General features: G+C 33.9%; 21 protein-coding genes and 1 pseudogene. 19 read left to right on the top strand and 3 right to left on the bottom strand.

Going from position 1 to position 22,410, the window contains the following annotated elements; genetic code table 11:
- The 17 genes from AD60_RS07095 to AD60_RS10465 form a co-directional block, all read left to right on the top strand.
- On the top strand, positions 1-1,264 hold a 1,264-nt coding region (locus AD60_RS07095; protein WP_199177868.1), incomplete at its 5' end, for an ATPase.
- Complete coding sequence (locus AD60_RS07090) at positions 1,257-2,021, top strand: Sir2 family NAD-dependent protein deacetylase (RefSeq protein WP_103877032.1); 765 nt, start codon at positions 1,257-1,259, stop codon at positions 2,019-2,021. The genes AD60_RS07095 and AD60_RS07090, both read left to right, overlap by 8 nt.
- A 281-nt stretch (positions 2,022-2,302) precedes the next feature.
- Positions 2,303-3,607, top strand: a complete 1,305-nt coding sequence (asnS, locus tag AD60_RS07085; protein ID WP_103877031.1) for an asparagine--tRNA ligase — start codon at positions 2,303-2,305, stop codon at positions 3,605-3,607.
- A gap of 20 nt (positions 3,608-3,627) precedes the next feature.
- Positions 3,628-4,683 carry a Holliday junction branch migration DNA helicase RuvB gene (ruvB, locus tag AD60_RS07080; RefSeq protein ID WP_103877030.1) on the top strand — a complete coding sequence of 352 codons (1,056 nt, stop codon included), beginning with the start codon at positions 3,628-3,630 and terminating at the stop codon, positions 4,681-4,683.
- Positions 4,676-5,365, top strand: coding sequence for a YggS family pyridoxal phosphate-dependent enzyme (locus tag AD60_RS07075; protein ID WP_103877029.1), 690 nt, complete (start codon positions 4,676-4,678; stop codon positions 5,363-5,365). Before ruvB ends, AD60_RS07075 begins: the two co-directional genes overlap by 8 nt.
- Before the next feature lie 30 nt (positions 5,366-5,395).
- Positions 5,396-5,698, top strand: a complete 303-nt coding sequence (locus AD60_RS07070) for a YggT family protein (protein WP_103877028.1) — start codon at positions 5,396-5,398, stop codon at positions 5,696-5,698.
- A gap of 6 nt (positions 5,699-5,704) precedes the next feature.
- A complete protein-coding gene (locus AD60_RS07065; RefSeq protein WP_103877027.1) occupies positions 5,705-6,529 on the top strand; it encodes an NAD(+)/NADH kinase in 825 nt (274 codons plus the stop codon).
- An 18-nt stretch (positions 6,530-6,547) separates the two neighbouring features.
- Positions 6,548-7,306, top strand: a complete 759-nt coding sequence (locus tag AD60_RS07060) for a PhoU domain-containing protein (protein WP_103877026.1) — start codon at positions 6,548-6,550, stop codon at positions 7,304-7,306.
- A complete protein-coding gene (locus AD60_RS07055; RefSeq protein ID WP_103877025.1) occupies positions 7,303-10,764 on the top strand; it encodes an LptF/LptG family permease in 3,462 nt (1,153 codons plus the stop codon). Before AD60_RS07060 ends, AD60_RS07055 begins: the two co-directional genes overlap by 4 nt.
- Positions 10,765-10,776: 12 nt before the next feature.
- On the top strand, positions 10,777-11,451 hold the full coding sequence (locus AD60_RS07050; RefSeq protein WP_103877024.1) for a uracil-DNA glycosylase: 675 nt from the start codon (positions 10,777-10,779) through the stop codon (positions 11,449-11,451).
- A 2-nt stretch (positions 11,452-11,453) separates the two neighbouring features.
- On the top strand, positions 11,454-14,978 hold the full coding sequence (smc, locus tag AD60_RS07045) for a chromosome segregation protein SMC (RefSeq protein ID WP_103927531.1): 3,525 nt from the start codon (positions 11,454-11,456) through the stop codon (positions 14,976-14,978).
- Positions 14,975-15,592 (top strand): methylated-DNA--[protein]-cysteine S-methyltransferase, encoded by a 618-nt coding sequence (locus AD60_RS07040; protein WP_103927530.1) that lies wholly within the window; start codon positions 14,975-14,977, stop codon positions 15,590-15,592. Before smc ends, AD60_RS07040 begins: the two co-directional genes overlap by 4 nt.
- A gap of 178 nt (positions 15,593-15,770) precedes the next feature.
- Complete coding sequence (locus tag AD60_RS07035) at positions 15,771-17,078, top strand: nicotinate phosphoribosyltransferase (RefSeq protein WP_103877021.1); 1,308 nt, start codon at positions 15,771-15,773, stop codon at positions 17,076-17,078.
- Positions 17,079-17,160: 82 nt separating this feature from the next.
- Positions 17,161-17,784, top strand: coding sequence for a hypothetical protein (locus AD60_RS07030; RefSeq protein WP_103877020.1), 624 nt, complete (start codon positions 17,161-17,163; stop codon positions 17,782-17,784).
- Positions 17,785-17,799: 15 nt separating this feature from the next.
- On the top strand, positions 17,800-18,744 hold the full coding sequence (locus tag AD60_RS07025) for an enolase C-terminal domain-like protein (protein ID WP_103877019.1): 945 nt from the start codon (positions 17,800-17,802) through the stop codon (positions 18,742-18,744).
- A gap of 419 nt (positions 18,745-19,163) precedes the next feature.
- Positions 19,164-19,337 (top strand): hypothetical protein, encoded by a 174-nt coding sequence (locus tag AD60_RS10205; RefSeq protein ID WP_158248404.1) that lies wholly within the window; start codon positions 19,164-19,166, stop codon positions 19,335-19,337.
- 5 nt (positions 19,338-19,342) lie between these two features.
- Positions 19,343-19,723, top strand: a complete 381-nt coding sequence (locus AD60_RS10465) for a hypothetical protein (RefSeq protein WP_233186848.1) — start codon at positions 19,343-19,345, stop codon at positions 19,721-19,723.
- Positions 19,724-19,757: 34 nt separating this feature from the next.
- Here AD60_RS10465 and AD60_RS07015 read toward each other — a convergent pair whose 3' ends face one another.
- On the bottom strand, positions 19,758-20,453 hold the full coding sequence (locus AD60_RS07015; RefSeq protein WP_233186847.1) for a hypothetical protein: 696 nt from the start codon (positions 20,451-20,453) through the stop codon (positions 19,758-19,760).
- A gap of 20 nt (positions 20,454-20,473) precedes the next feature.
- Here AD60_RS07015 and AD60_RS10460 point away from each other — a divergent pair, with 20 nt between their 5' ends.
- Positions 20,474-20,638 carry a hypothetical protein gene (locus tag AD60_RS10460; protein WP_233186846.1) on the top strand — a complete coding sequence of 55 codons (165 nt, stop codon included), beginning with the start codon at positions 20,474-20,476 and terminating at the stop codon, positions 20,636-20,638.
- Here AD60_RS10460 and AD60_RS10725 read toward each other — a convergent pair.
- Both AD60_RS10725 and AD60_RS07005 read right to left on the bottom strand, forming a co-directional pair.
- Positions 20,622-20,861, bottom strand: a pseudogene (locus AD60_RS10725) (integrase core domain-containing protein); the annotation flags it as partial. The gene AD60_RS10460 and the pseudogene AD60_RS10725 sit on opposite strands and share 17 nt — an antisense overlap.
- A 12-nt stretch (positions 20,862-20,873) precedes the next feature.
- On the bottom strand, positions 20,874-21,614 hold the full coding sequence (locus AD60_RS07005; RefSeq protein WP_103927528.1) for a DDE-type integrase/transposase/recombinase: 741 nt from the start codon (positions 21,612-21,614) through the stop codon (positions 20,874-20,876).
- A 135-nt stretch (positions 21,615-21,749) separates the two neighbouring features.
- On the opposite strand from AD60_RS07005, the gene AD60_RS07000 reads away from it, so the two are divergent.
- The coding region (locus tag AD60_RS07000) for an MFS transporter (RefSeq protein ID WP_233186845.1) at positions 21,750-22,410 on the top strand (661 nt) is incomplete at its 3' end.

Raw genomic sequence — 22,410 nt, 5'->3', positions numbered from 1 at the left:
CGGTGGAGTTCAAGCAGGATTTATAGTTGATCGTCCTAAACCTAAACCAGAAGCTAAAATAGCCAATGCTGATTTTTTATATAACATGGAATATGTTTGGAGTGTAGTACTGGAACCACCCGTTATCTTTTATACAAACTCAAATAAAAGAAGAGGAATTTTCAAAGTTGTTGATCGGCCTATATTAAATAAAATTCATTTAGATAATCCTCAAGACTGGCTGGTGTTCCCTATATATGTTAACAATAAATTAATATTTGTTGCTGTTTACAAAGAATACCTTGCAATGGCAACAGGTTTAGCAAATCTGTTCGAGTTTGCAGATTTTGAAAGTTTAGAATACAGAAGACCTGATGGTATATACATCTTCGGTATGAATAAAAGTTTTTTTGAAGATGAAGACGATTACAATGGTATCATCTATAAAGAAGATGATGGAACTTACGTAGGACTTGTTGGAGATGATCCTTCTATAGATTACTTTGGTTATATGAAGAAAATGATATTGACAATTCACAACTTAATAGTTATAGACGAAGAAAGGCTGCCAGTCCATGGGGCATTAGCGGAAATAAAGTTAAGAGATGGAAAAAGTTTCAACGTAATGATTATGGGAGATAGTGGAGCTGGGAAATCTGAAACATTAGACGCCTTAAATAGAATCAGAAAACAAGTATCTGAAGTAAATATAGTGATAGACGACATGGGATCATTAGATATTTTAGAAGATGGAACAGTAGTTGCATACGGGACAGAAACCGGAGCATTCGTCAGACTCGACGACTTACAACCGGGTTATGCATACTCCGCTATGGATAGAAGTATCTTTATGAATCCAAACATAACCAACGCCAGAGTTATTGTACCCTACTCCAATTATGAAGACATTATTAAACCTACTAAAATTGATTATTTCTTTTACGCCAACAACTATGAAAAAATTGACGAAAACAAACCACCGATTGAATTTTTTGATGACGTAGATAAGGCATTAGATGTATTCTCCAAAGGTGCGAGGATGGCAAAAGGTACAACTGCAGAAAAAGGTTTAACCTACAGTTACTTTGCAAATCCTTTCGGTGCAATCCAAAGAAGAGAAAAACATGAAAAAATTGCTAGAAGATACATGGAAACGCTAGTAAAAAGCAACGTAAAAGTTGGAATACTCCGCACACAACTTGGTGTAGAAGGCTATGAAGACGAAGGTCCTTTAATAGCCGCCCAAGAACTTTTGAAATTTCTGAAAGGTTGGAAAAGTGTCTGAAGTTGCGAAAAAATGTGCAGAATTAATTTATAAGTCAAATTCCATTGCGGTCTTAAGTGGTGCGGGGATGTCTACTAACGCAGGTATCCCCGATTTTAGAGGCCCAAACGGGATCTATACAAAGTCAAATATAAAAAATCCCGAAAGGATTTTCGATTTGGATTATTTCTATCGTGATCCTTCTTTGTTTTATAAGTTTCACAAAAAATTTTTAGAGTACATAACTAAAGCAGAACCAACCTTTACCCACAAATTTTTAATTCAACTTGAAAAGGAAGGAAAATTGAAAGGGATAGTAACTCAAAACATCGATTCTTTACACCAAAAAGCAGGTTCAGAAAAAGTTTATGAAATCCATGGAGGATGCTGGAAAAATTACTGCACAAAATGTAATAGAGAGTATTCTCAAGAAGAAATAATAGAAAAGATGAACAACGAAATAGTACCAAAATGTGATAACTGTGGTGGCGTAATAAAACCAGATATAGTATTCTTTGGAGAACCTGTAAAATACCTAACAGAATCTAAAATATTGATGAAAAATTCTGATCTTGTCTTAGTTTTAGGATCCTCTCTTGTGGTTATACCAGCAGCAATGTTGCCATCCTTAACTGAAGGAAAAATAATAGTAGTAAACAAAGGTGAAGTATCAGAAATGTACCTCCCACCAGAAAAAGTTGCTTTCATTGTTAACGAAGAATTGGATACCTTTTTTACAGAAGCTGCCAGAGAGTATTCAAAACTAAAAGAAAAATAAACGAGCGCGGCAAAGCCCTGATTTCACCTTCTTTATGGGTGGGGAGCAGGGTGAAAGGGCGCTAAAACAGAACATTATGGGGTTTACCCTTTTTATCCTTATGGGCGGGCAGCGGGGCAAAGGGGCGCTAAAACAGGTTCTTAAGGGGCGAAGCCTTTTGTAGCCTTGTGCAAAAAGATTTTTTAAGTTTGCTGCTTTGTGCAAACTATGTTTTTAAAAGATTTTGAACTTGAATTTGTGGTTTTTAAGGGGGGACCCCCTTAACGCACGGAGGTGACAGCATGATTCCAAAATGGGTATATATAAAAGACTTCAAAAAACACATCGATCAAACAGTAGAATTTCGGGGATGGGTATGGAACAAAAGAAGCAGCGGTAAAATAGCTTTCTTACAGTTAAGGGATGGAACAGGTTTTATTCAAGGAATAGCTGAAAAGAAAAATTTTGATGATGAAACCTTTGAAAATATCAGAAAAATAAAGATGGAAAGTAGCATAATATTACAAGGAACCATAAAAAAAGACGAAAGATCTCCTGAAAACGTTGAATTACACATAACTTCTTTCAAAAAAATACAAGAACCCATTGAAGACTACCCTATTTCTAAAAAAGAACATGGCATAGACTTTTTAATGGAAAACAGGCATCTATGGATCAGATCGAGAAGACAGTTTCATATCTTAAAAATTAGAAACGAAATTTTAAAGGCAATTAGGGATTTTTATAATCAAAATGATTTTACTTTGATAGACACCCCCATATTTACCGGTTCTATAGGAGAATCTGCCGGTAACACATTCAAATTAGACTATTTCGATTATGGAGAGGTGTATCTAGCACAAACTGGTCAACTTTACTTAGAAGCTGCGGCGATGTCTTTTGGCAAGGTGTACAACCTTGGTCCTACCTTTAGGTCCGAAAAATCAAAAACAAGAAGACATTTAATCGAATTTTGGATGAATGAAGCCGAAGTAGCTTTTTATAAACATGAAGACAATATCAAATTACAAGAAAACTTAGTTTCTTTCATAATGCAAAGAGTATTAGAAAATGCTTCGGATGATCTAAAAGAAATTGGTAGGGATACAAATAAACTACAAAAAATTCAACCTCCTTTTGAAAGAATGACATACACACAAGCGATTGATTTCCTGAAGAAAAAAGGTTTTGAAATAGAATGGGGAGAAGATTTCGGAGCAGATGAAGAAAGTGCACTTGCTTCCCAGTTTGAAAAACCTCTCTTTGTGGAGAAATATCCTAGGAAAGCTAAAGCTTTCTATATGCAACCTGATGAAACCAATCCTGACGTTGTACTCTGTGATGACTTACTTGCCCCCGAGGGTTATGGTGAAATAATAGGGGGTTCTGAAAGAATATGGGAAGAATCTATCTTAATAGACAGATTAAAAGAATTCAATCTACCTTTAGATCAATACCAATGGTACATAGATTTACGAAAGTTTGGTAGCGTTCCACACAGTGGTTTCGGCTTAGGCGTTGAAAGAACCGTAGCTTGGATATGTGGATTAGAACACATAAGGGAAGCTATACCTTTTGCACGAACACTTTACAGAGTTTACCCATAAGATTCTAAGGAGTTTTTAAAATGATCGAAAAAGAAAATACAAATCCAAAGAGGTTATTGGATCCCTCTTTTATTGGAGAGGATACAGGAACAAAGAAATTAAGGCCAAATTACTTGAATGAATTTATCGGCCAGGACAACATAAAAAAAAAGCTAAAAGTCGCGATAGAAGCTGCTAAAATAAGAAAAGAAGCGATGGACCATGTAGTTTTAGCAGGTCCGCCTGGTTTAGGTAAAACAACCTTAGCTTATGTGATTTCAAACGAGCTAGGAGCTAATTTGCAAATTACAAGCGGCCCTGTAATCGAAAAAGCAGGAGACCTCGCTGCCATTTTAACCAACCTAGAAAATGGCGACGTACTATTCATAGACGAGATCCACAGATTGAATAGAACCGTGGAAGAAATCTTATACTCAGCCATGGAGGATTTTCAACTTGACATTGTTATAGGGAAAGGTCCTTCTGCACGTTCTATAAGGATTGACCTACAACCTTTCACGTTGGTGGGAGCTACTACGAGATTAGGCCTCATCGCTCCACCATTGAGAAGTAGGTTTGGCATAATTTTGGAAGTTGATTTCTACTCTCCAAAAGACCTCAACTTAATCATAAAAAGAAGTGCAGAGATACTCAATATAAAAATAAAAGAAGATGCATCCCATATTTTAGCCCAAAGGTCCCGGGGAACTCCCAGGATCGCCAACAGATTGTTGAGAAGGGTTAGAGATTTTGTTCAAGTTTCGGGAAAAAACATCATAGAAACCGAAGATGTAGACAATACTATGAAATTATTAGAAATGGATGAAGATGGCTTAGATAAAATGGATCGAAAAATTCTTAAAACAATAATAGAAAACTATGAAGGTGGGCCGGTAGGTATAAATGCCCTAGCTTCATCGATTGGGATAGAGCCTGATTCAATCAGCGAGGTCTATGAACCGTTTCTACTACAAGCAGGTTTCATTATCAGAACCCCACGTGGTAGGGTAGCAACTGAAAAAGCTTATAAAAAATTGAATTACACCCAAAAACCTTCCAATCAAAATATCAGTTTATGGGGGGAGTTTAATGAATAATTTTCTAATAGAAAATTATCAAACCTTGTTAAATGAGATACAAAAAATTGTTGAAAAATCAGGTAGAGATATGAACTCTATAAAATTAGTTGCTGTATCAAAGAATTTTCCAAGTGACGCCATAGAAATATTGTACGAGAAAGGGCACAGAGATTTTGGAGAAAATCGAGCTCAGGACTTAAGAGAAAAATATGAAGATCTAAAAAACCTTGCCATTGTATGGCATTTCATAGGCAGGATACAAACCAACAAAATAAAATACATTGTTCCTATCGCGGAATACATACATTCAGTTTGGAGAATGAAAGAAATAGAAGAAATTCAAAAAAGAGCTGAAGAAATAAATAAAACACAAAAAGTACTTTTAGAAATTAACATATCTGGTGAAAATTCCAAAGCCGGACTCATTCCAAACGAAGTAGATGCATTTTTGCAAGAGGCAACATCTTTTAAAAATATAAAAATAATCGGTCTAATGACGATGGCTCCTTACACTGACAACACACATGTTATTAGAAATGTCTTTCGAAGCTTAAGAGAACTTAGAGACAACCTAAATAAAAAATACACTTCAATAAAGGAATTATCTATGGGGATGACTAACGATTACAAAATGGCCATAGAAGAAGGAGCCACTCTTTTAAGAATAGGAACAAAAATCTTTGGTAACCGTTATCTTTAAATGAACGGACTTCTTACAGGGAGGAAAAAAATGTTTGTAATAGCAAACCTTTTAATAGCGCTAGCAAGTATATTAAGAATAGTAATAGTATTTTTTGAATTTTGTATAATTGTATCTGCTTTATTAAGTTTTATAATGCCCTTCCAATACAACAGATTTCGAGGTTTTGTTGATTCTGTTGCCAACATAATTTTGAATCCTATAAGAAGGTTTATACCCACAGTTATAGGCAATATCGATCTATCTCCAATGATTGCTTTTCTTATATTAATGTTTTTAGACAGGTTTTTAGTACAATCTTTATTGGACTTAGCTTACAGGCTTGGAGTGTGATTTTTTATGAAAATCTTTATCTTTTACAATCCACTTAAGCTTTCTAAAGATACCCTTGAAGAAAACATATTAAAACCTTTCAATGAAAGCAATATAGAGGTTCTGGGTTACGCTGCGGCGGGCTCTACTGTAGAGGAAAAACAAGCCCAAGCAGCCGATTTTTTCGTGATTTTTGGGGGCGATGGGACGGTTTTGAAAATAGCTGAAATTGCCGCAATATTTTCAAAGCCGGTAATAGCTGTTAATACGGGGAATTTAGGGTTTTTGAGTTCTTATTCCAGTTCTGAGATAAAAGAATTGATCGAAGATATACAAAAAGAAAACATTTCTTTTTCATTTCGGCACCTTTTAGAATGTCATGTAGGTACCAAAAAAGTCGTTGTTCTAAACGATATCGTCTTATTAAAAAGCCAACCACTAGGCACTATGAATGTTGATGTAAAAATTGAGAGACACACTTTATTCTCATTCGCTGGTGACGGATTAATTGTATCAACACCCACTGGATCCACTGCATACGCCTTATCTGCCGGAGGTCCTATCATTCACCCTGAACTAAACGTCATTCAACTCATCCCGTTAGCTGCTCACGCCCTCAACATTAGGCCTTTCATTGCTCCTCCAACACAGAAGATAGAGATCATTTTGAAAAACATGAGCAAAGGCTTTGCATATGTAACCGGTGATGGAGATATCATTCATAGAATGGAACCAGGAATGTCAATATTTGTAACTTCCAGTGAGATGACGATAAAACTAGCCCAAAGAAACGGAAACAATTATCTCAATGTCTTAGATAAAAAATTAGGGTTTGGCAGAAGGTTTGAATGATTTTAGGAGGCAAATAATTTGTTCAAAAAAGAGAATGTTAGCCAAATCAACAGCATCAGTTTGAATCGATTAACACGATATTTAAATAATGTTTTGAGAATGGGCAGAATAGTTCAAGAAATGTACTATAAATTTGGGGATGCTTATCTAGAAAGAAACGATAAATTAGCAAAAGAAATAATAAATCAAGACGACAGATTAGATTTCATCGAAGCAAGTTTAAATTATGAAAGCGTTATTTTATTGTCCACTGGTAATTACACAGGGATTTACTTAAAAGCTTGTTTCATGAGCTCGAAATTAGTTCAAATATTTGAAAACATGGGTGATATATGCGAAAAAAATGCAAAATTAATAATTGAAATACTCAAAACCCCTTCTGCTGTAAACGCTTCAAATTTTGAAGATAGCCTGGAACTAACCAAAGAGAATCTTTCAAATGTTTTATCCTCGTTATCGGATTTGATCAATATCAAAGCAACCAAATTAATGACAGATCAAGTAAAAGAAAGTTTTTTTGAGAAAGCGAGAAAAAGTTGTATTCTCAACGAAGAAGTAAAGGGGCTTATCGATGCTTACAAATCATATTTGTACAAATCCAAAGAATCGATTAAATCCGCTTCACTTCATATAGAAGTACTAAACAATTTAGCTGACTTTTCTGATTTCATCACAAACATCTCTGAAAATATTATTTGGACGTTAACAGGGGAATTTTACAAATGTAGAAATAACGGTTTAGAACTCTTCTATTTCTTGGGAGAAGAAAACCAATGAAGAAACTCTTGAAATACATTTCGATAGAATTCATACCTCCATTTTTTATGGGCTTAATCGCTTTTATAGTCTTTGTTAGCTTGGAGTTGCTTTATCAACTATCAGAAATAATTGTTAGAAACAATGTAGGATTTTCAAAACTACTGATATTGATTTGGTATCATCTACCGTATTTTATCTCCATGGGAATTCCTGTGGGAGTGCTGTTTGGTATATTTTGGGTTATTTCAAAACTCTCCTCTGCAAACGAAATAATCGCTCTACAAACGCTGGGAATACCAATGAAGAAATTAATTATACCTTTTATGACAATTTCTTTATTGTTATCTTTTTTTACCTTTGCACTCTTTGACACCATCGTACCACAATCAAACTACAAGGCAAAAGAAGCGATAGCTCGGTACGTTTATCAAAGACCTGAAGCACAGATCGAAGAAAACCAATTTGTCGATGTAGGCGATGGACGATACCTCTTTGTAAAACAAATAGATAGAGAAAGTGGAGTTTTATACGATGTGCTCTTATACGAGGTTAAAAAAGATTACACTGCCGTTTTCAATGCTCAGCAAGCTCAAAAAGGTTCCAACGGTTGGTACATGAAAAATGGAAGGATGTTTAGAACCAACAAAGATGGATTCCTCGACTTAGATATCACTTTTGATCAATTGGAACTAGATATCCAAGAAGATGTTGAAGAATTCCTGAACTTCTCTAAAAGCGCCAACGAAATGACCTCAAAAGAACTAAAAGAAAAAATAACTACTTTTTCCAAGCTTGGTTTGGATGTCTCCGGTCTAATAGTTTCCTATCAGTCAAAATTTGCTAACTCGTTGGCTCCCTTTGTAATTTGTATTTTAGGAACAGCCTTATCCCTGTTTTTAAACCTAACAAGTAAATCTTGGAGTGTAATTACAACGTTTGTCCTAGTCATAATTTATCAAGGCTCTGGTGCTTGGTTGTCAGCTTTGGGAAAAGCGCATATAATAAATCCAACGATATCCGTTTGGATTCCCAACATAATATTTGGTATTATTGGTGCTTTTCTTTTCTTAATGTTGGATTCAAGAGTATCTTATAAACTTCTCGAGCCCTTGAAAAGGGTTTTTTCTATAATATTGTTTATTTTTATTGGTTCTTCCTTTTTTTCTGCACCCGTAAATATAACTAGTGAAGATTTTTATTTAAAAGATGATTTATTATTTTTAGAAGGTAACGTCTTTGTAGAGTATGAAGGTTCTACGATAAAAGCAGATTCTGCTCAAGGTGAATTAAATGAAGATGGAACGATTAAAGCAGCGACTTTTTATGGAAATATCACTTATCTATACGAAGATATTTCTATACAAGCCTCAGAAATAACCGTAAACTTCAAAGAAGATTCAGCAGTCTTCTTAAATTCCTATACCATACAAAAGTATAAGGCAGAGAAAGAAGTAGACGTACGCATATGGTCTCAAAGTATGCAAAAACCAATGCACGCGAATACTATAGAAACAAATCAGACGAAATTAACAACGTGTGAGGATTGTATTACTTATTATTTTTCAGCTCGAAAGGTCGACATTTTCCCAGGATATTTTTTGATAGCCCGAGACGTTGTGCTCAGTTTTTTTGGAGTCCCTGTTCTATACCTACCTTTCTATTTTCAAAGTTTATCAGAAAATGAAGAAGAACCTATGTCGCTCACCTTTGGATACGATAATAACGAATTTTCACTACTAACAGAAATTAATTACAAGTTTGAAAATGGATCGAAGGTTCATTTATCTTACAACACAGCCAACGATCTAGCCACACAAGAAACAGATAAAGAAGTGACCCTAAAATACGGTGTCCCTTTTTTATATGGAAGCTTGTATCTCTTTACGGGTCTGAATTCCCCAAATACATACGATAACAACTTAGGAATTATGTACCAATTTTTTGAAGATAACAAAGCCAGTGAAATTGCCAAATTAGAGTTTAAAGTTGAACCAGTAACTGAAGAAAAATCTTTATCTTTAAATATTCCAAAACTAAAAACTAATTTGGGAGATCTTAAAAATATAAGATCACACATTTATTGGAATCCAACAGGATTTGATGATATTCTATTTTTAAACGTTGAATCTCAAGCGTTTCAAAAGAAATATGGGAGATCTTTGATCTCTCTATCAAAACTTAAGTTCAACTCTCATTCATATGGAGACATATTCGATCTTTCAATGCCCGAGATATGGAAAACGAAAGAAAATAAAATAGACATATCAGGAAAGTACAACTTCTATGAAACATTTGCCAAAATGTACGGTAACTTTGATTACGCTTATACCATCGTCGCAACCGAAACCACAAAAAATAGATTAACAACGAAAAACACTTTCTCCTACAAAGATACCCTTTATGAGATTGATAAAAATAATTTTGATTTAAAATTCAACATGGAAGATACGATTCGTTTCAACTATTATAACGACTTTATACCTGGTGAAACCTACTCTTCTGGAAAATTGCTTTTTAATTACTCTTTAAAACCTGGAATAGATATTAATTTAGGTGTTTTTCAAATTGGTCACTCCTTAGAATACGTCAAAGTCTTAGAAAACTCTCTCACTCCCTCTGCCACGGACGAATTGAATTACAACGATTATGTAGGATATTCTTTCTCTATATTTGAAAAAAATTTTACGAATTCCGCAAGGTTAAGTAGAAGCTTTGATCTAACAAATACTGAAAATTTCCCCGATTTGCAAAAACTAGATCTTCAAACTCAAACCAACATAAATTTATTAAACACTAAAAATACCTTGCAAACAAAAACAGAATTTGATATTACTGATCTTAATACGGTACAGCCAGATACCACAAGCGTCAAACTAACCAACGTCATTGGCCCTTTAACACATAGAAGTGAATTTGATTATCACCATCAAGAAGAGAATAAGATTGATTATATTGAAAACAGAGAAAATTTGAGGTACAATAGAAATCGGCTGCAATTGGATTATAACTTATATATTAATGAAAAAACTTTTGCCAAAATGGTTCCAGAACTTTTGACATATTTTCTTATTTATCATGATGGTAACAAGATTTACGGGGATTTTGACATGAAGGAAGAGTACACTCTATACGACTTAGACATTAATTTCTTAGAAAAAAACTCAAATTACTCTTTTGGAGTCAATACAACCTACCGTATTTCTGATTATCTAAAAACAGGGTTCCGCATAAACAACAGAGATAAAAGTGAATTCGCAAAAATTAACTTTAATTATGATATAGAAGATCAAAACTTAAATTTCACCGAGTTTGAAATACAAAAAAAGATTGTATGCTGGACCTTGAACATACAGTCAAAGTTTTCCTTACTACCTCAATTTGATTTAACCTCGTTCAGAATATCTTTTTTTATCAATTATATACCTGATAAAAATATCTCTTATGGTGATGATGGGTTTGAATTTGGATTAATGTGAGGAGGAATATGGATGATCTTATACGGCGACGAGGAAAAACAGAAGAATATAGAAATGATCGCCAAAAGAATAGAGATATGTGAAAAGTGCCCTTTGAATCTTACAAGATCTAACGCTGTTCCTGGTTCCGGAAATGTTGACTCACCAATAATGTTTGTAGGTGAAGGTCCTGGAGCAGACGAAGACGCCTTGGGAGAACCCTTCGTTGGAAGAGCAGGGCAACTTTTAGAAAAGATGCTCAAAGAATATGCGAAATTGGAAAGAAAAGATGTTTTCATCACAAACATCGTGAAGTGTCGGCCTCCTCAAAACAGGGTCCCTACACAAGAAGAGGTTAAAAGTTGTCAATCTTATCTTGATGGGCAAATAATCGTTATCAAACCAAAAATAATAGTAACTCTTGGCAACACACCTTTGAATTACTTTACCGGTGAATCTAAGATAACTCAATCACGTGGACGTTTCTTCGATTGGTATGGAAATATTAAAATCTTTCCAACTTTTCATCCAAGCTACCTCTTAAGGAACCAAAGTTTAAAAAAAGGATCTCCAAAATGGTACGCATACCTGGATATGAGAATAATAGGTATCATGTATAGAGCATTAAAACAAGGTAAAAGTGTTGAAGAGGTCACTAAAACTATTGAAGAAAAGATTAAAAGCCTTGAAAATGCTGGGGGGAGTTAAAATTGAAACTCTTATCCCTGGAAATAGAGGGATTTAAAAGTTTTGGTAGAAGAACATATTTTAATTTAGATAAAAATATTATCGCGATAATTGGTCCAAACGGAGCCGGTAAATCCAATATTGTAGACGCGATTAGATGGTTATTAGGAGAGCAGTCTCAAAAACAGATGAGAATATCCGAAAAAAACGATATATTACACATAGCAAGCAACGGACATGATTCTTCCAACTACGCTAAAGTTTCGTTGGTGGTACAAAACGACGACAATGAAAAAATTAAGATCTCAAAAATATTGGAGAAAGATTCCTCAAACAGGTATTATATAAACAACAAAGTTGCCACACTTAAAGAAGTGCAAAATATTTTCAACAAAGGAACAGGGAAAAGCTTTTACTCGATCATTGGGCAAGGTCAAATTGGAGAAATAGTTAACTCCTCACCCGAAAATATTAGAGATATCGTATTGGATGCTTCAAACATTTCCAAATACTTAGAAAAAAAAGAAATATCGGTTAATCTATTGAATAAAACAACCGAAAATTTAGACAGAATAAACGATTTACTATTCGTCGTAGATAAAAGATTAAAATCTTTATCCATTAGGGCTGGGAGGGCACGAAAATACCTTGAATATCGTAAGGAAATAAAAAGGATAGGAAAGATGTATTTTGGTGCTTCCAAAATATCTTTTCTAAAAAAGATAGAAAAACATCAAAAAGAAATACAAGACAATTCTCAAAGAATGAAATCTCTGCTATCAGAGCTTTTTGAAGTAGAACGCGGCTACAGAAATTTAAAAAGCGAAATAGAAGATACTGACAAACAACTATCAATCAACGGAGACATGGTAGAAAACTACAGGCAAAGGGTTCAAACGATAGAAAATGAAACAAACCAATTAACAGAAGAACTGAATGAGAACAACTCTTCAATAATAAGCAAAGAATGGGAATTAAACTCTTTAGAAGAAAAATTAAACAAACTGGAACAACAGTTAAAAGAACTCTCTAAAAACGAAAGCGATTTTAGAGAAATAGAAGAAAAAACACAAAACAAAACCAACCTCATAGACGAAAAAAAGAATCGTATTATACAGGAAATAGAAAAACAAGAAGAAACGATCAAAAATTTAGAATCCGAATTATCCAAGTTATTCCAAGAAAAAGAAAGAAAAGAAACAGAGTTAAAAAACCTTCAGACAACATATGGCAGTAACCAAGAAAGAATTACCTTGCTAAAAGATCAAATAAATACCCTGAAAACAAAATTAGAAAATAACTCTCAGAAAATGAAAGAAATAGAAGACCTACTATCTCATTCAAAAGGAACCGAAATCCAATTAGAACAAAGGTTAAAAAAGAAATCCGACGAGTTAAAACAAACAGAAAACTCTTACAATACACTTTTATCAGAAATCGACACTCTTCAACAACAAGAAAAGAACCTTTCTTACACATATCAATCTTTAAACAGACAGATCAACGAATACGAAGGATTCTCAACAACGATAAAAGAATTTTTCAAAGCTTTCAAAGATGACGACAATGTGGTGGATGTCGTTGCTAATTTAATTAACACAGAAGAAAGGTATGAAGAAGCGGTCTCAACAATAGCCAGTTCAAGAATACAGAACATAGTAATAAAAAACTCATCAAAGGCAAAAGAATATTTAGACCTGGTAAAAAAAGGCAATAATGGTAAAATCACCCTTCTTCCACTTGATCTGCTAAGAACCAAAGTTCTATTACAACAAAAGTACCTTAACGAACCTGGAACAATAGATTTTGTAATTAATTTAATAAACTACCAGAAAGAATACCAAAAAGTTATGGAATACGTTTTCTCTAACGCATTATTAGTTGATAATATCGAAACAGCTATAAAAATATCGAAAATGAAGTATCCTGGAAATATAGTTACTCTCGGTGGCGAATTGGTCTATTCTTCTGGTGCCATAACCGGTGGAAAATCTAAATACGATCATTCTTCTACCGTTCTTAAAAGAAAAAGAGAGGTCTCAGAAATCGAAGAAAAGCTAAAAAAAATCAGAACCGACCTTTCGAACAAACAAACCCAATACAATAAAATAAAAGAAAAACTTAACCTCCAAAAAGAAGAGTTGGAATCTATAAAAGACGAGTTAAGACAAACAACATTAACAAAGAACGCACATGACCTTGACTACAAAAAAATCAAGGAAGAAATTAAAAATTTGCAGGAAAATATAGCTCTCTACAACGAAAAATTAGCCAACTATGAAGAAAAAAACAAAACACTTGATCAAGAGATCTCCTCACTAAAAACGGAGATTGAAAGTAACCATCAAATTACCACCCAAACAACCAAAAAAATACGCAAGATCGAAGAAATCCTTAAAGACAAAAGGGTACAACTCAATCAAATAGAAAAAGAGCTTATAGGCCAAGAAATGGAACTAAAAAGCATAAAAGAAAAATATGAATACTACAAAAATCAAAAGTTAGAAATTGAAAATGAATTAAAAGAACTAAAGATTAAGCAACAAAAAGCAAAAACACTTTTTGATACCTTAAAAGAAAAAAACAATAAAATAAAAACCGCAATAAACGAACTCAGCAAAGAAAAGGACTCTCTCAACAACGAAATTTCAAAATTATTTGAAATGATGAAACAAAGTAGAACAGGCAAACACAACAAAGCTAAAAACCTGGAAAATTATGAAAACCGTATAGACCAATTAAAAAATGAAGTAAATACAATAAAACAAAAAAATCAAGAGATTGAATTTGAAATAAAAGAAGCGATCCACAACATGCAATTTCTCAAAGAAAAAGCCCAAAACTTAGAAATTAATGAAGAAGAGTTCGAGTTAAAAGAATTATCCGAAAAAGACATAGAAGCCTTAGGGAACAAACAAAAAGAATTGGAAAGTTCATTAAAAAAGCTTGGTTCTGTCGATTTAACTGTTTTAGACGAATACGAAGAAGTGGAAAAAGAATACCAAGAAAATCTGAAAAATAAAGAAGATATAATGAAATCAATAAATTCTCTAAAACAAAGCATAAAAAATCTAGACGAAGAAGCTCAACGACAATTCGATACTTTTTTTAACAATCTGAACAAAGAATTCTCTTTCTTTATCTCAAAACTTTTTCCAAATGGATACGGTGAACTCAGATTAATTGGTGAAGGCAAAGAGTTTGAAAAAGGGATCCAAATATCTGTAAAAAAATCTGGGATGAACTTTCAAAAGCTCTCTCTCTTTTCAGGAGGAGAAAAAGCTCTCATAGCTATAGCTTTTCTCTTCTCACTCATGAATCTAAACCCGAGTCCTTTTTATATACTAGATGAAATCGATGCCCCTTTGGATGACCTAAACGCTGCCAAAATATCAGACTTAATATTAGAGAACTCTAAAAAGTCTCAATTTTTGATAATAACCCACAATAAAATAGTGATGGAAATTGCCGAGCTTTTTTACGGAATAACCATGAGGGAAGGAACTACGTACATAGTTCCCGTTGATTTCAAGGAGTTGGAAAGATGAAAGCCGTAATAGGAACTCCTATCGGTAGTGTGATAATCTATGTCAAAAATGACAAAATAACTAAGATAAGGCTAACCTTTCAAAAAGAAGGGTGGGCTGCAAGACAAAAGAATAAAGATTTTCCTTCCTTAGACGGGTGGTCCGCCAGACAAAAGAATAAAGATTTTCCTTCCTTAAACGGGTCGGCTGCAAGACAAAAGAATAAAGATTTTCCTTCCTTAGACGGGTGGGCTGCGGGGCGAAGGGGCGCTAATAAAAATGAGAATTATTACAACTCGAAAACAAAGAAACATTTTGATATAATATATGCATATCTATATGGAGATCTCCAAAAAATCCCAAAAGAAATATTCGACTTCCCAGGTGAAACAGCTTTTGCAAAAAAGGTCTATGAAACGTTGTACAACACAAAAAAGGGAAGCGTGATTACCTACCAAGAATTGGCATCGAAGGCAGGAAATCCAAAATCGTACAGAGCGGTGGGAAATCTTATGAAAAACAACCCCCTGCCCATTATTATCCCATGCCATAGGGTAATAAAAAGCGACGGTAGTATAGGAAAGTTTAGTCCAAGTATCAAGTGGAAAAAATATCTACTAGATTTAGAAAGATGAGAAACTGGGTGAAGGGTAAAGCTCCTTTTTCCTTATGGGCGGGCTGCGGGGCGAAGGGGCGCAAATAAAGATTAAGCATAGCTTACATAAAAAATTCTAAAAATCATTTTACAAAACTAACAATCTACTTTTAAAAAACGTCACAAGACGGATAAAAAATTTATCAGAAGGTGGGAAAATGGATTTAAATGATGCTAATAAAAGATTACATCCAAAGCTCTTCAAGGTACCCATAGACAAAATAAGAATGGGGTACTACACCGACAAGTATTTCACAAGGTATGTAGAAGTCCTAAAAAAAGACAAGAAAAAAGTAGAAGTAACATATCAATTTTTTCCAAGGTCAGATTGTGTAGTAGTTGGAATAGATGAAGCCCTAGCTCTTTTAACCTATGGAACAGGTTACTACAAAGATGAAGAAAAGGCTAAAGAGATTTTTGATGAAATATTAGCTATAGAAAGGTCGATACAAGACGCCTCTACACGAATGGACAAAGAAGACCTTCTAAATTGTACAAATAAAAAATGGGACCTTAGAATGACACTAAACAGTTTATGGGTTGATAAATGGAATGAGATAGAAGTACTTGCTTTGAATGATGGAGACGAAGCAAAGAAGATGGAGCCTGTGTTCGTAATCAAAGGCAATCCTGCCTTTTTTGGACATTTGGAAACGCTTCTGTTAGGGGTGATGGCAAGGGCTACCAGCACAGCAACCGCTGTAAAGAAAGTTGTAGCCGCTGCCAGAGGAAAGCCGATTCTATTTTTTAGTGCAAGATTCGACCATTTTTGGGTTCAAACAACTGATGGCTATGCAGCTTTGAAAGCTGGGGCCTTTGGAGTATCAACGGACGCAAATGCTGATTATTGGGGAGCTGAATCTCTTGGGACCATCCCTCATGCTTTAATTGCGGCGTATAATGGAAACACGTCAGCAGCATCCATTGCTTTCAACAAACATATAGATGGGCATGTAAATAGAATGGTGTTAGTAGATTGGGACAACGATGTTATTGGAACCACCATCAAAGTAGCAAAAGAGTTTTACGAACACATATACGGTGAAAAACCCAATATTGATAGAGGGGATTTGTCCAAGATAGTTGGTGAAGGAAAAGACAAAATCTGGGCTGTTAGATTTGACACATCTGGATCCTTAAGAGATAAATCTGTTATTCCCAAAGACAAATCGTCTTTAGGGGTTAACCCGGAGATGGTCTGGAGGGCAAGAAGAAGATTCGATGAATTAGGAATGAACGCTTTAAAAATAATGGTCTCAGGGGGATTTAACCAAGAAAAAATAGACCTATTTGAAACCCTAGAAGTGCCTGTAGACCTTTATGGTGTGGGATCTTCCTTGCTTAAACAAAAAATTGACTTCACAGCAGATATAGTAGAAGTCGATGGTAAACCTTGCGCAAAAGTAGGAAGAAAAAAGGGAGACTTCTCACGATTAAAAGTCGTCGAAAAAAACTATTGGGAATAATATCGGAATACAGACACTATGGGTGGGTTACAAGGCAAAGGGCAGCTAAAGCACTATATGAGAATTTTAATGGAGGTAAACTATGTTTTCAATAACTCTCTTTTTAAGTCATTTTGTATCTGATTTTGCTTTTTCCAATGTTTATTCTGATAAATTTTTGGATAAGTCCGATTATTATAAACATCTCATCTGGGTCTTATTAGTCTTTTTGGCTTTCAACTTTGATATGTTAACGGGATGGATGCTTCTAATAGTTTCACTCTCCGTCCTTCTTCACATAGGTATAGACTTATTAAGAATAAGAAACAAAAACACCAACATCTACTTTGAAATTATATTTTTGGGTATCTTTTTTCTTTGGTCATACCTGTTCAGAAACTTTTTCCAAGATTCTTTCTTATCTAATGTTTTTCAATTTTATATTGTAGGAATGATCGTAACAACTGCTTTTGGAAGCTTCTTATTCAGAACTTTCAACATATTTGAAAAAGAAAAAAAGGATACAATTGGTGCATCAGAAAGGTTAGCGATATTCATTTTTGTAATGGCTCAAAACTACCTTTGGTCTATTATAGCAGTAGGTGCTGGGGTGGCGTACAAATTGGTCTTTGTGAAAGAAAAAAATATAAAAGAGCTAATCTTATCACCTACCTATGCAGTATTAGTTTCTTCATTTTGGTTTATACTCATGCAAAACATTTACTAAGAAGGCTAAAAATTTATGAAAGAAAGAAAAAGAGACGTATATTACTGGCAAGAAAGAACTATCCTAAAAAATTTAAATATAGAATGGCAAGAGCATGCTATGTTTAAATTCATAGACAAACAAGGTATTCAAGGGGTTGGAGCGGCAACTCCAAATTATTATTTTGGTGAAACGTTTAAAACTACCATGGCTATATTGGAAATGATTAGAGATCTATTTGAAATGGAAGATGATATTGAAAACATACCCAACATTGAAGAAAAAATCAATGAAAAGATAAAAAGAGACAACTCTTCAAAAACCGCTGTTTTTTTAGCGATTTTTGATTACCTAACAAGCAAGTACAATTATGACCCTACAAAATTACTTTTCCCCAATAAAAAAAGTATCTCACAAGAATCTCTCTTTAGAATTTTTTGGAAAAAAGGCATCAATATCTTTAATCTACTCCCTGAAATTCAAAATGATGGGGAGATTATAAAGATAGAGTTCTTAGAAAAGCCATCTCTCTCAGAACTTGAAAAAACCATGAAACTTTTTAAAAGTAAAAAACTTTGGATCGACCTCAAAGGATTATTTTCCCAACACGAAATTAGACACATCCTAAAACTTCTGAAACACTCTGAAATATTAGCTTTAGAACAGCCAACACCGAAGTATAAAGAAAATACTTTAGGCAACCTACACATACCTTACCCAATTTTTTGGGATGAATCAATCGAGCAACCTGAAGATATAATCAGAGTATCAAATATTGCTACAGGGATCGTCTTAGACATCACCAAAGTTGGTGGATTAACCAACTTAAAAAAACACTACGACTTAGCCAACACGCTCAACTTGGAAACAGTGATATCCACAAGAATAGAACACCCCATAAATCTAAACTGGTCTAACAAAATAAAAAACGCATTCGATATAATAGATTTGAATATAGACCATTATATTGCAAATTCCTAATATACCGACCAGTAATATACTGGTCAGTATATTACTCGTCAGTATATTAATATGATGTTTAATATTATGAATTTTTCTTTTTGTCAGCATTTCTGATGCTGTTTTTAGCACCCCTTCGCCCCGCAGCCCACCCAAAAGGAATGGAAAAAGCATTACTCTCGAACTCCTGCGTCTAACAGCTAAAGAAATCTTTTCCCCTTGATTCAGCAGCTCGTCCCTAAGAAATAGGGGAAACTTTGCTCAATAACTCCTCTAAAAGAAGATTTGATCTTTACCTTCCCCCCACTCATTCAAAAAAGTAATAGATTCATTCAAAATATATAAATTATTAATCAAAATTTCAAATAAAAACTGGCTATTTCAAAAATGGTATATTTAGATAGTTCAACAAATTATCGTGTAACCAAAAGGGAAAGCTGATGAAAGACACCAACATAACCTGCGACAATCAAGACATTATCTTCAAAAAGATGTCAGTACTATTCAAAAACGAAACCCTCGAATATTATGAACTGAACTTACCAAAGATAATCTCAGTAAAACCAACAGAACTACCTGTAATAAACGTATCAGACAAAAACGAAGAAAGATAAACACGGTGGTAATATATTCAGGAAAATACGAAAGTGCAGAAAATGGATTGGACATGGGTTTAAATAAATACAAAGTACAACAAGTATTTATGATAAAGTACGATGGAATAAAAAGGGAAGGGTATGTAAACAAATTGAAAGAGGGGATACGAATGACAAGGATAGAAGCCTCATTATTTGAAGAAGGTGTGGAAAAAGGCAAAAGAGAAGGAGAAAGAAAAAGATTTATAGAATTCATTATAAAAAATTTAAGCAAAAGATTTGGTAACCAATTAACTGAAGAAATAAAAGATAAGATAAGAAAAGCAGGCGAAAAAACGATAGATTACATAGGGGATAACTTGTTAGAAATAACCATAGAAGAACTAAAAGAGTTATTGAAATGATTTTGAAAAGGCGCCCAATATGGGCGTTTTTCAATTAAAAATTGTCGATAATTTCTGCAAACTCTTCTCTTTCTTCCCCTTCAAAAACATAAAAAGAAATAGCAGAAGGCTTTCTTTTCAACGTGTATTTTTTCACGAATGGATTAATCTCTTTTGGTACTTTCGGTAGGATTTCTTTGGGTATATCTTTTAAATCATAGTACCTACCGTAATTCATTATGAACTTTTCTAATATCTTTTTTTGTCTTGTATCAAGACCCAGGTAATTTTCTATAAACTCTTTTAAATTCTTTTTATTCAAGTCTTTCACAAACCTTTTTACAACTTCTTTCCTTCCCAAATAAAATGGATGTTCGTTGAAGGTTATATTTTTGTTTGTGTAGATTTTTGGTTTTTGAACGTTTGTTAGTAAAGAATCAAAATCTATCTTTGGATTTCTTTCAAAGATTGAGTTTATTAACTCTTTAGTGTAGTAATCACATCTTTCTTCGATTAAACTGTCATCTTGTATCTCTTTAATTATCTTTTTTAGATCAATCTCTTCTTTGTAGTGATGAACGAGGTAAGATATAAAGAGTTCTGATACTTGTCTTTCTTTTGTAAGGTGTTTAAACTTTTCAAGGTTTATCTCAAACTTCTTATCTATATCCTTCTTTTTCAATTCTTTGATTATACATATAGGTGTGGATGTATCTATTTCAAACTCAAGAGCATCTATTATGTTTCTCAAGGTACTTGGTTGAATGTACTGTGTCCGATATATTGTTTAAAGCTTGTACCATACCAGAAGGATGTGGAATAGTTTTTAAAATCTTAAATGCTTCAACGTTCAAACAAACTGCTTCTTCGTATCTGGACGGAGCCCCGAATATTGAAATTAGAGAGGAGTATCTCGATTTTACTCAAAAATGGTAAGTTTTTCTTTGATTTCCTTAATTTCTATTATATTTTCTTTGTATGAAACATGGAACTCATTTGGTGTCAAGTAGTTCAAAAAACCATGAGGTCTAATGTTAAGGTAAAAATCCAAATACACTTTGTATTTCATAGTGAAATCACTTATATTGGTAAAGGTATTCAAAAGCACAAACTCTCTTTGGACACTTGAATGAAAAGATTCGATAAAGGCTTGACCATCTGGATTATGTGGTTATCCAAACTCATGGATTATACCAACATTTCTCAAAAAATTTTCTGTTAACAAAGAAGTGAACTGAGTACCGTTATCTGATCTAATAATCAAGCCTTTTCCTGATATTCCTCTGTGCCTAAGAGCTTCAAAGATTGTTTTAACTATATCCTTTGATTTACATGATGGACCGATGTAAGAACCAACGATTTGTCTATCAAAAGTATCAATTATACTGAACACCTGTACATAACCATCTTTAGTTTTGAAGTATTTGATATCCATTTCCCAAAACTGGTTAGGAGCTGTTGCAATATGTTTTTGAGGACCTCTTCTTGGATGTGGTGAATGGTTTGGATATTTTCCAACCAAACCGATTTCGTGTTTCAAACGTCTCATCTTTTTATGATTGATTATTATACTAAAGTTTTTCCTAAAATACGCACACAGCTTAGTAGAACCAAGAGTATTCAAATAATGCTTTGAGACATACATATTGTTATGTTCCTTGATTTTTATTAGTTCAGCAATTACAAACTCATCAGGAACCTTATCACCATTCTCAGTATAGCAAAAACCTCGAGTTTTAGAATTAGAATGCTTTTTCTTTGACAAAGAACTGGTATCCAGGAAGAGCCTCGTCTTGTAATAATAAGTTCTAGGTTTCACGTTGAACTCTTCAAAAAGATAAGAAAGAGAAACACCTTTTTCGACATGCTCTTTAACAACGTTAGCTTTTAACTCTGGGGGGTAAGACTTCACAAAAATCCCCTCTTTTAAGAATATATATTTATTTTATTACACGCCCCTCAGATATCCAAATGTCCTGTGGGCCAACTGTGGTCCTCTGTTCTTGCAATTGGTCGTCCAGATTTTCCCTTATATGTTGCTGGTATAATGGCACTTCGGACATCCATCATTCTTATTTTCATTTTAAATGAAAATTACGGAGATAGGGCAATTTCATTTAGGAAAGCCCTTGTTCGAAACACAATTGATGTTTTTAAAAGTACCACGATGAGATTAATTTTGATTTACTCTATGACAGGAAGAATTGCTTTCCAGACCATTGTAATGATATGGCAATTATATATGGTCAAAGAGCTTAAATTGCCTACTGCATACTTAGGTTTCACAATGGCCATTTTTCTTGTAGTTTTAGCCATGGGAAATAGTTTAGCAGGCATACTTCTAAAGCGTTTTGAAGGTGTGAAAGTATCAATAATGGGGCAAGGTTTAATTGCAATAGGTTCTATTACAATCGCTTCTCACACTTCAATTGTTGCTTTCTACATAGGAGCCTGTTTAATCGAATTGGGATTTGGCATAGATATGAGTGCTAGTTCAGTATGGGTTCATGATTTTATTCCAAGTGAGAGAAGAGCATCTTATATTTCAGCTATTTCTGCTGCTGGATCCCTGTTTGGATTCACTATTCCTTTGGTAAGTGGTTATATCGCAGATCAAATAGGTTTTCGCTACAATTGGTTGTTAGCTTTTATAGGAAGCATTATTACTATTACTCTATTAATCAAAATCGGTGCAACAATAAGAGCTT

This window comes from Petrotoga sp. SL27 (assembly GCF_002924605.1).
Lineage (GTDB): Bacteria > Thermotogota > Thermotogae > Petrotogales > Petrotogaceae > Petrotoga > Petrotoga sibirica.
The sequence above is the reverse complement of the archived record's forward strand: the minus strand, read 5'-3'. Positions and strand labels throughout refer to the sequence as shown.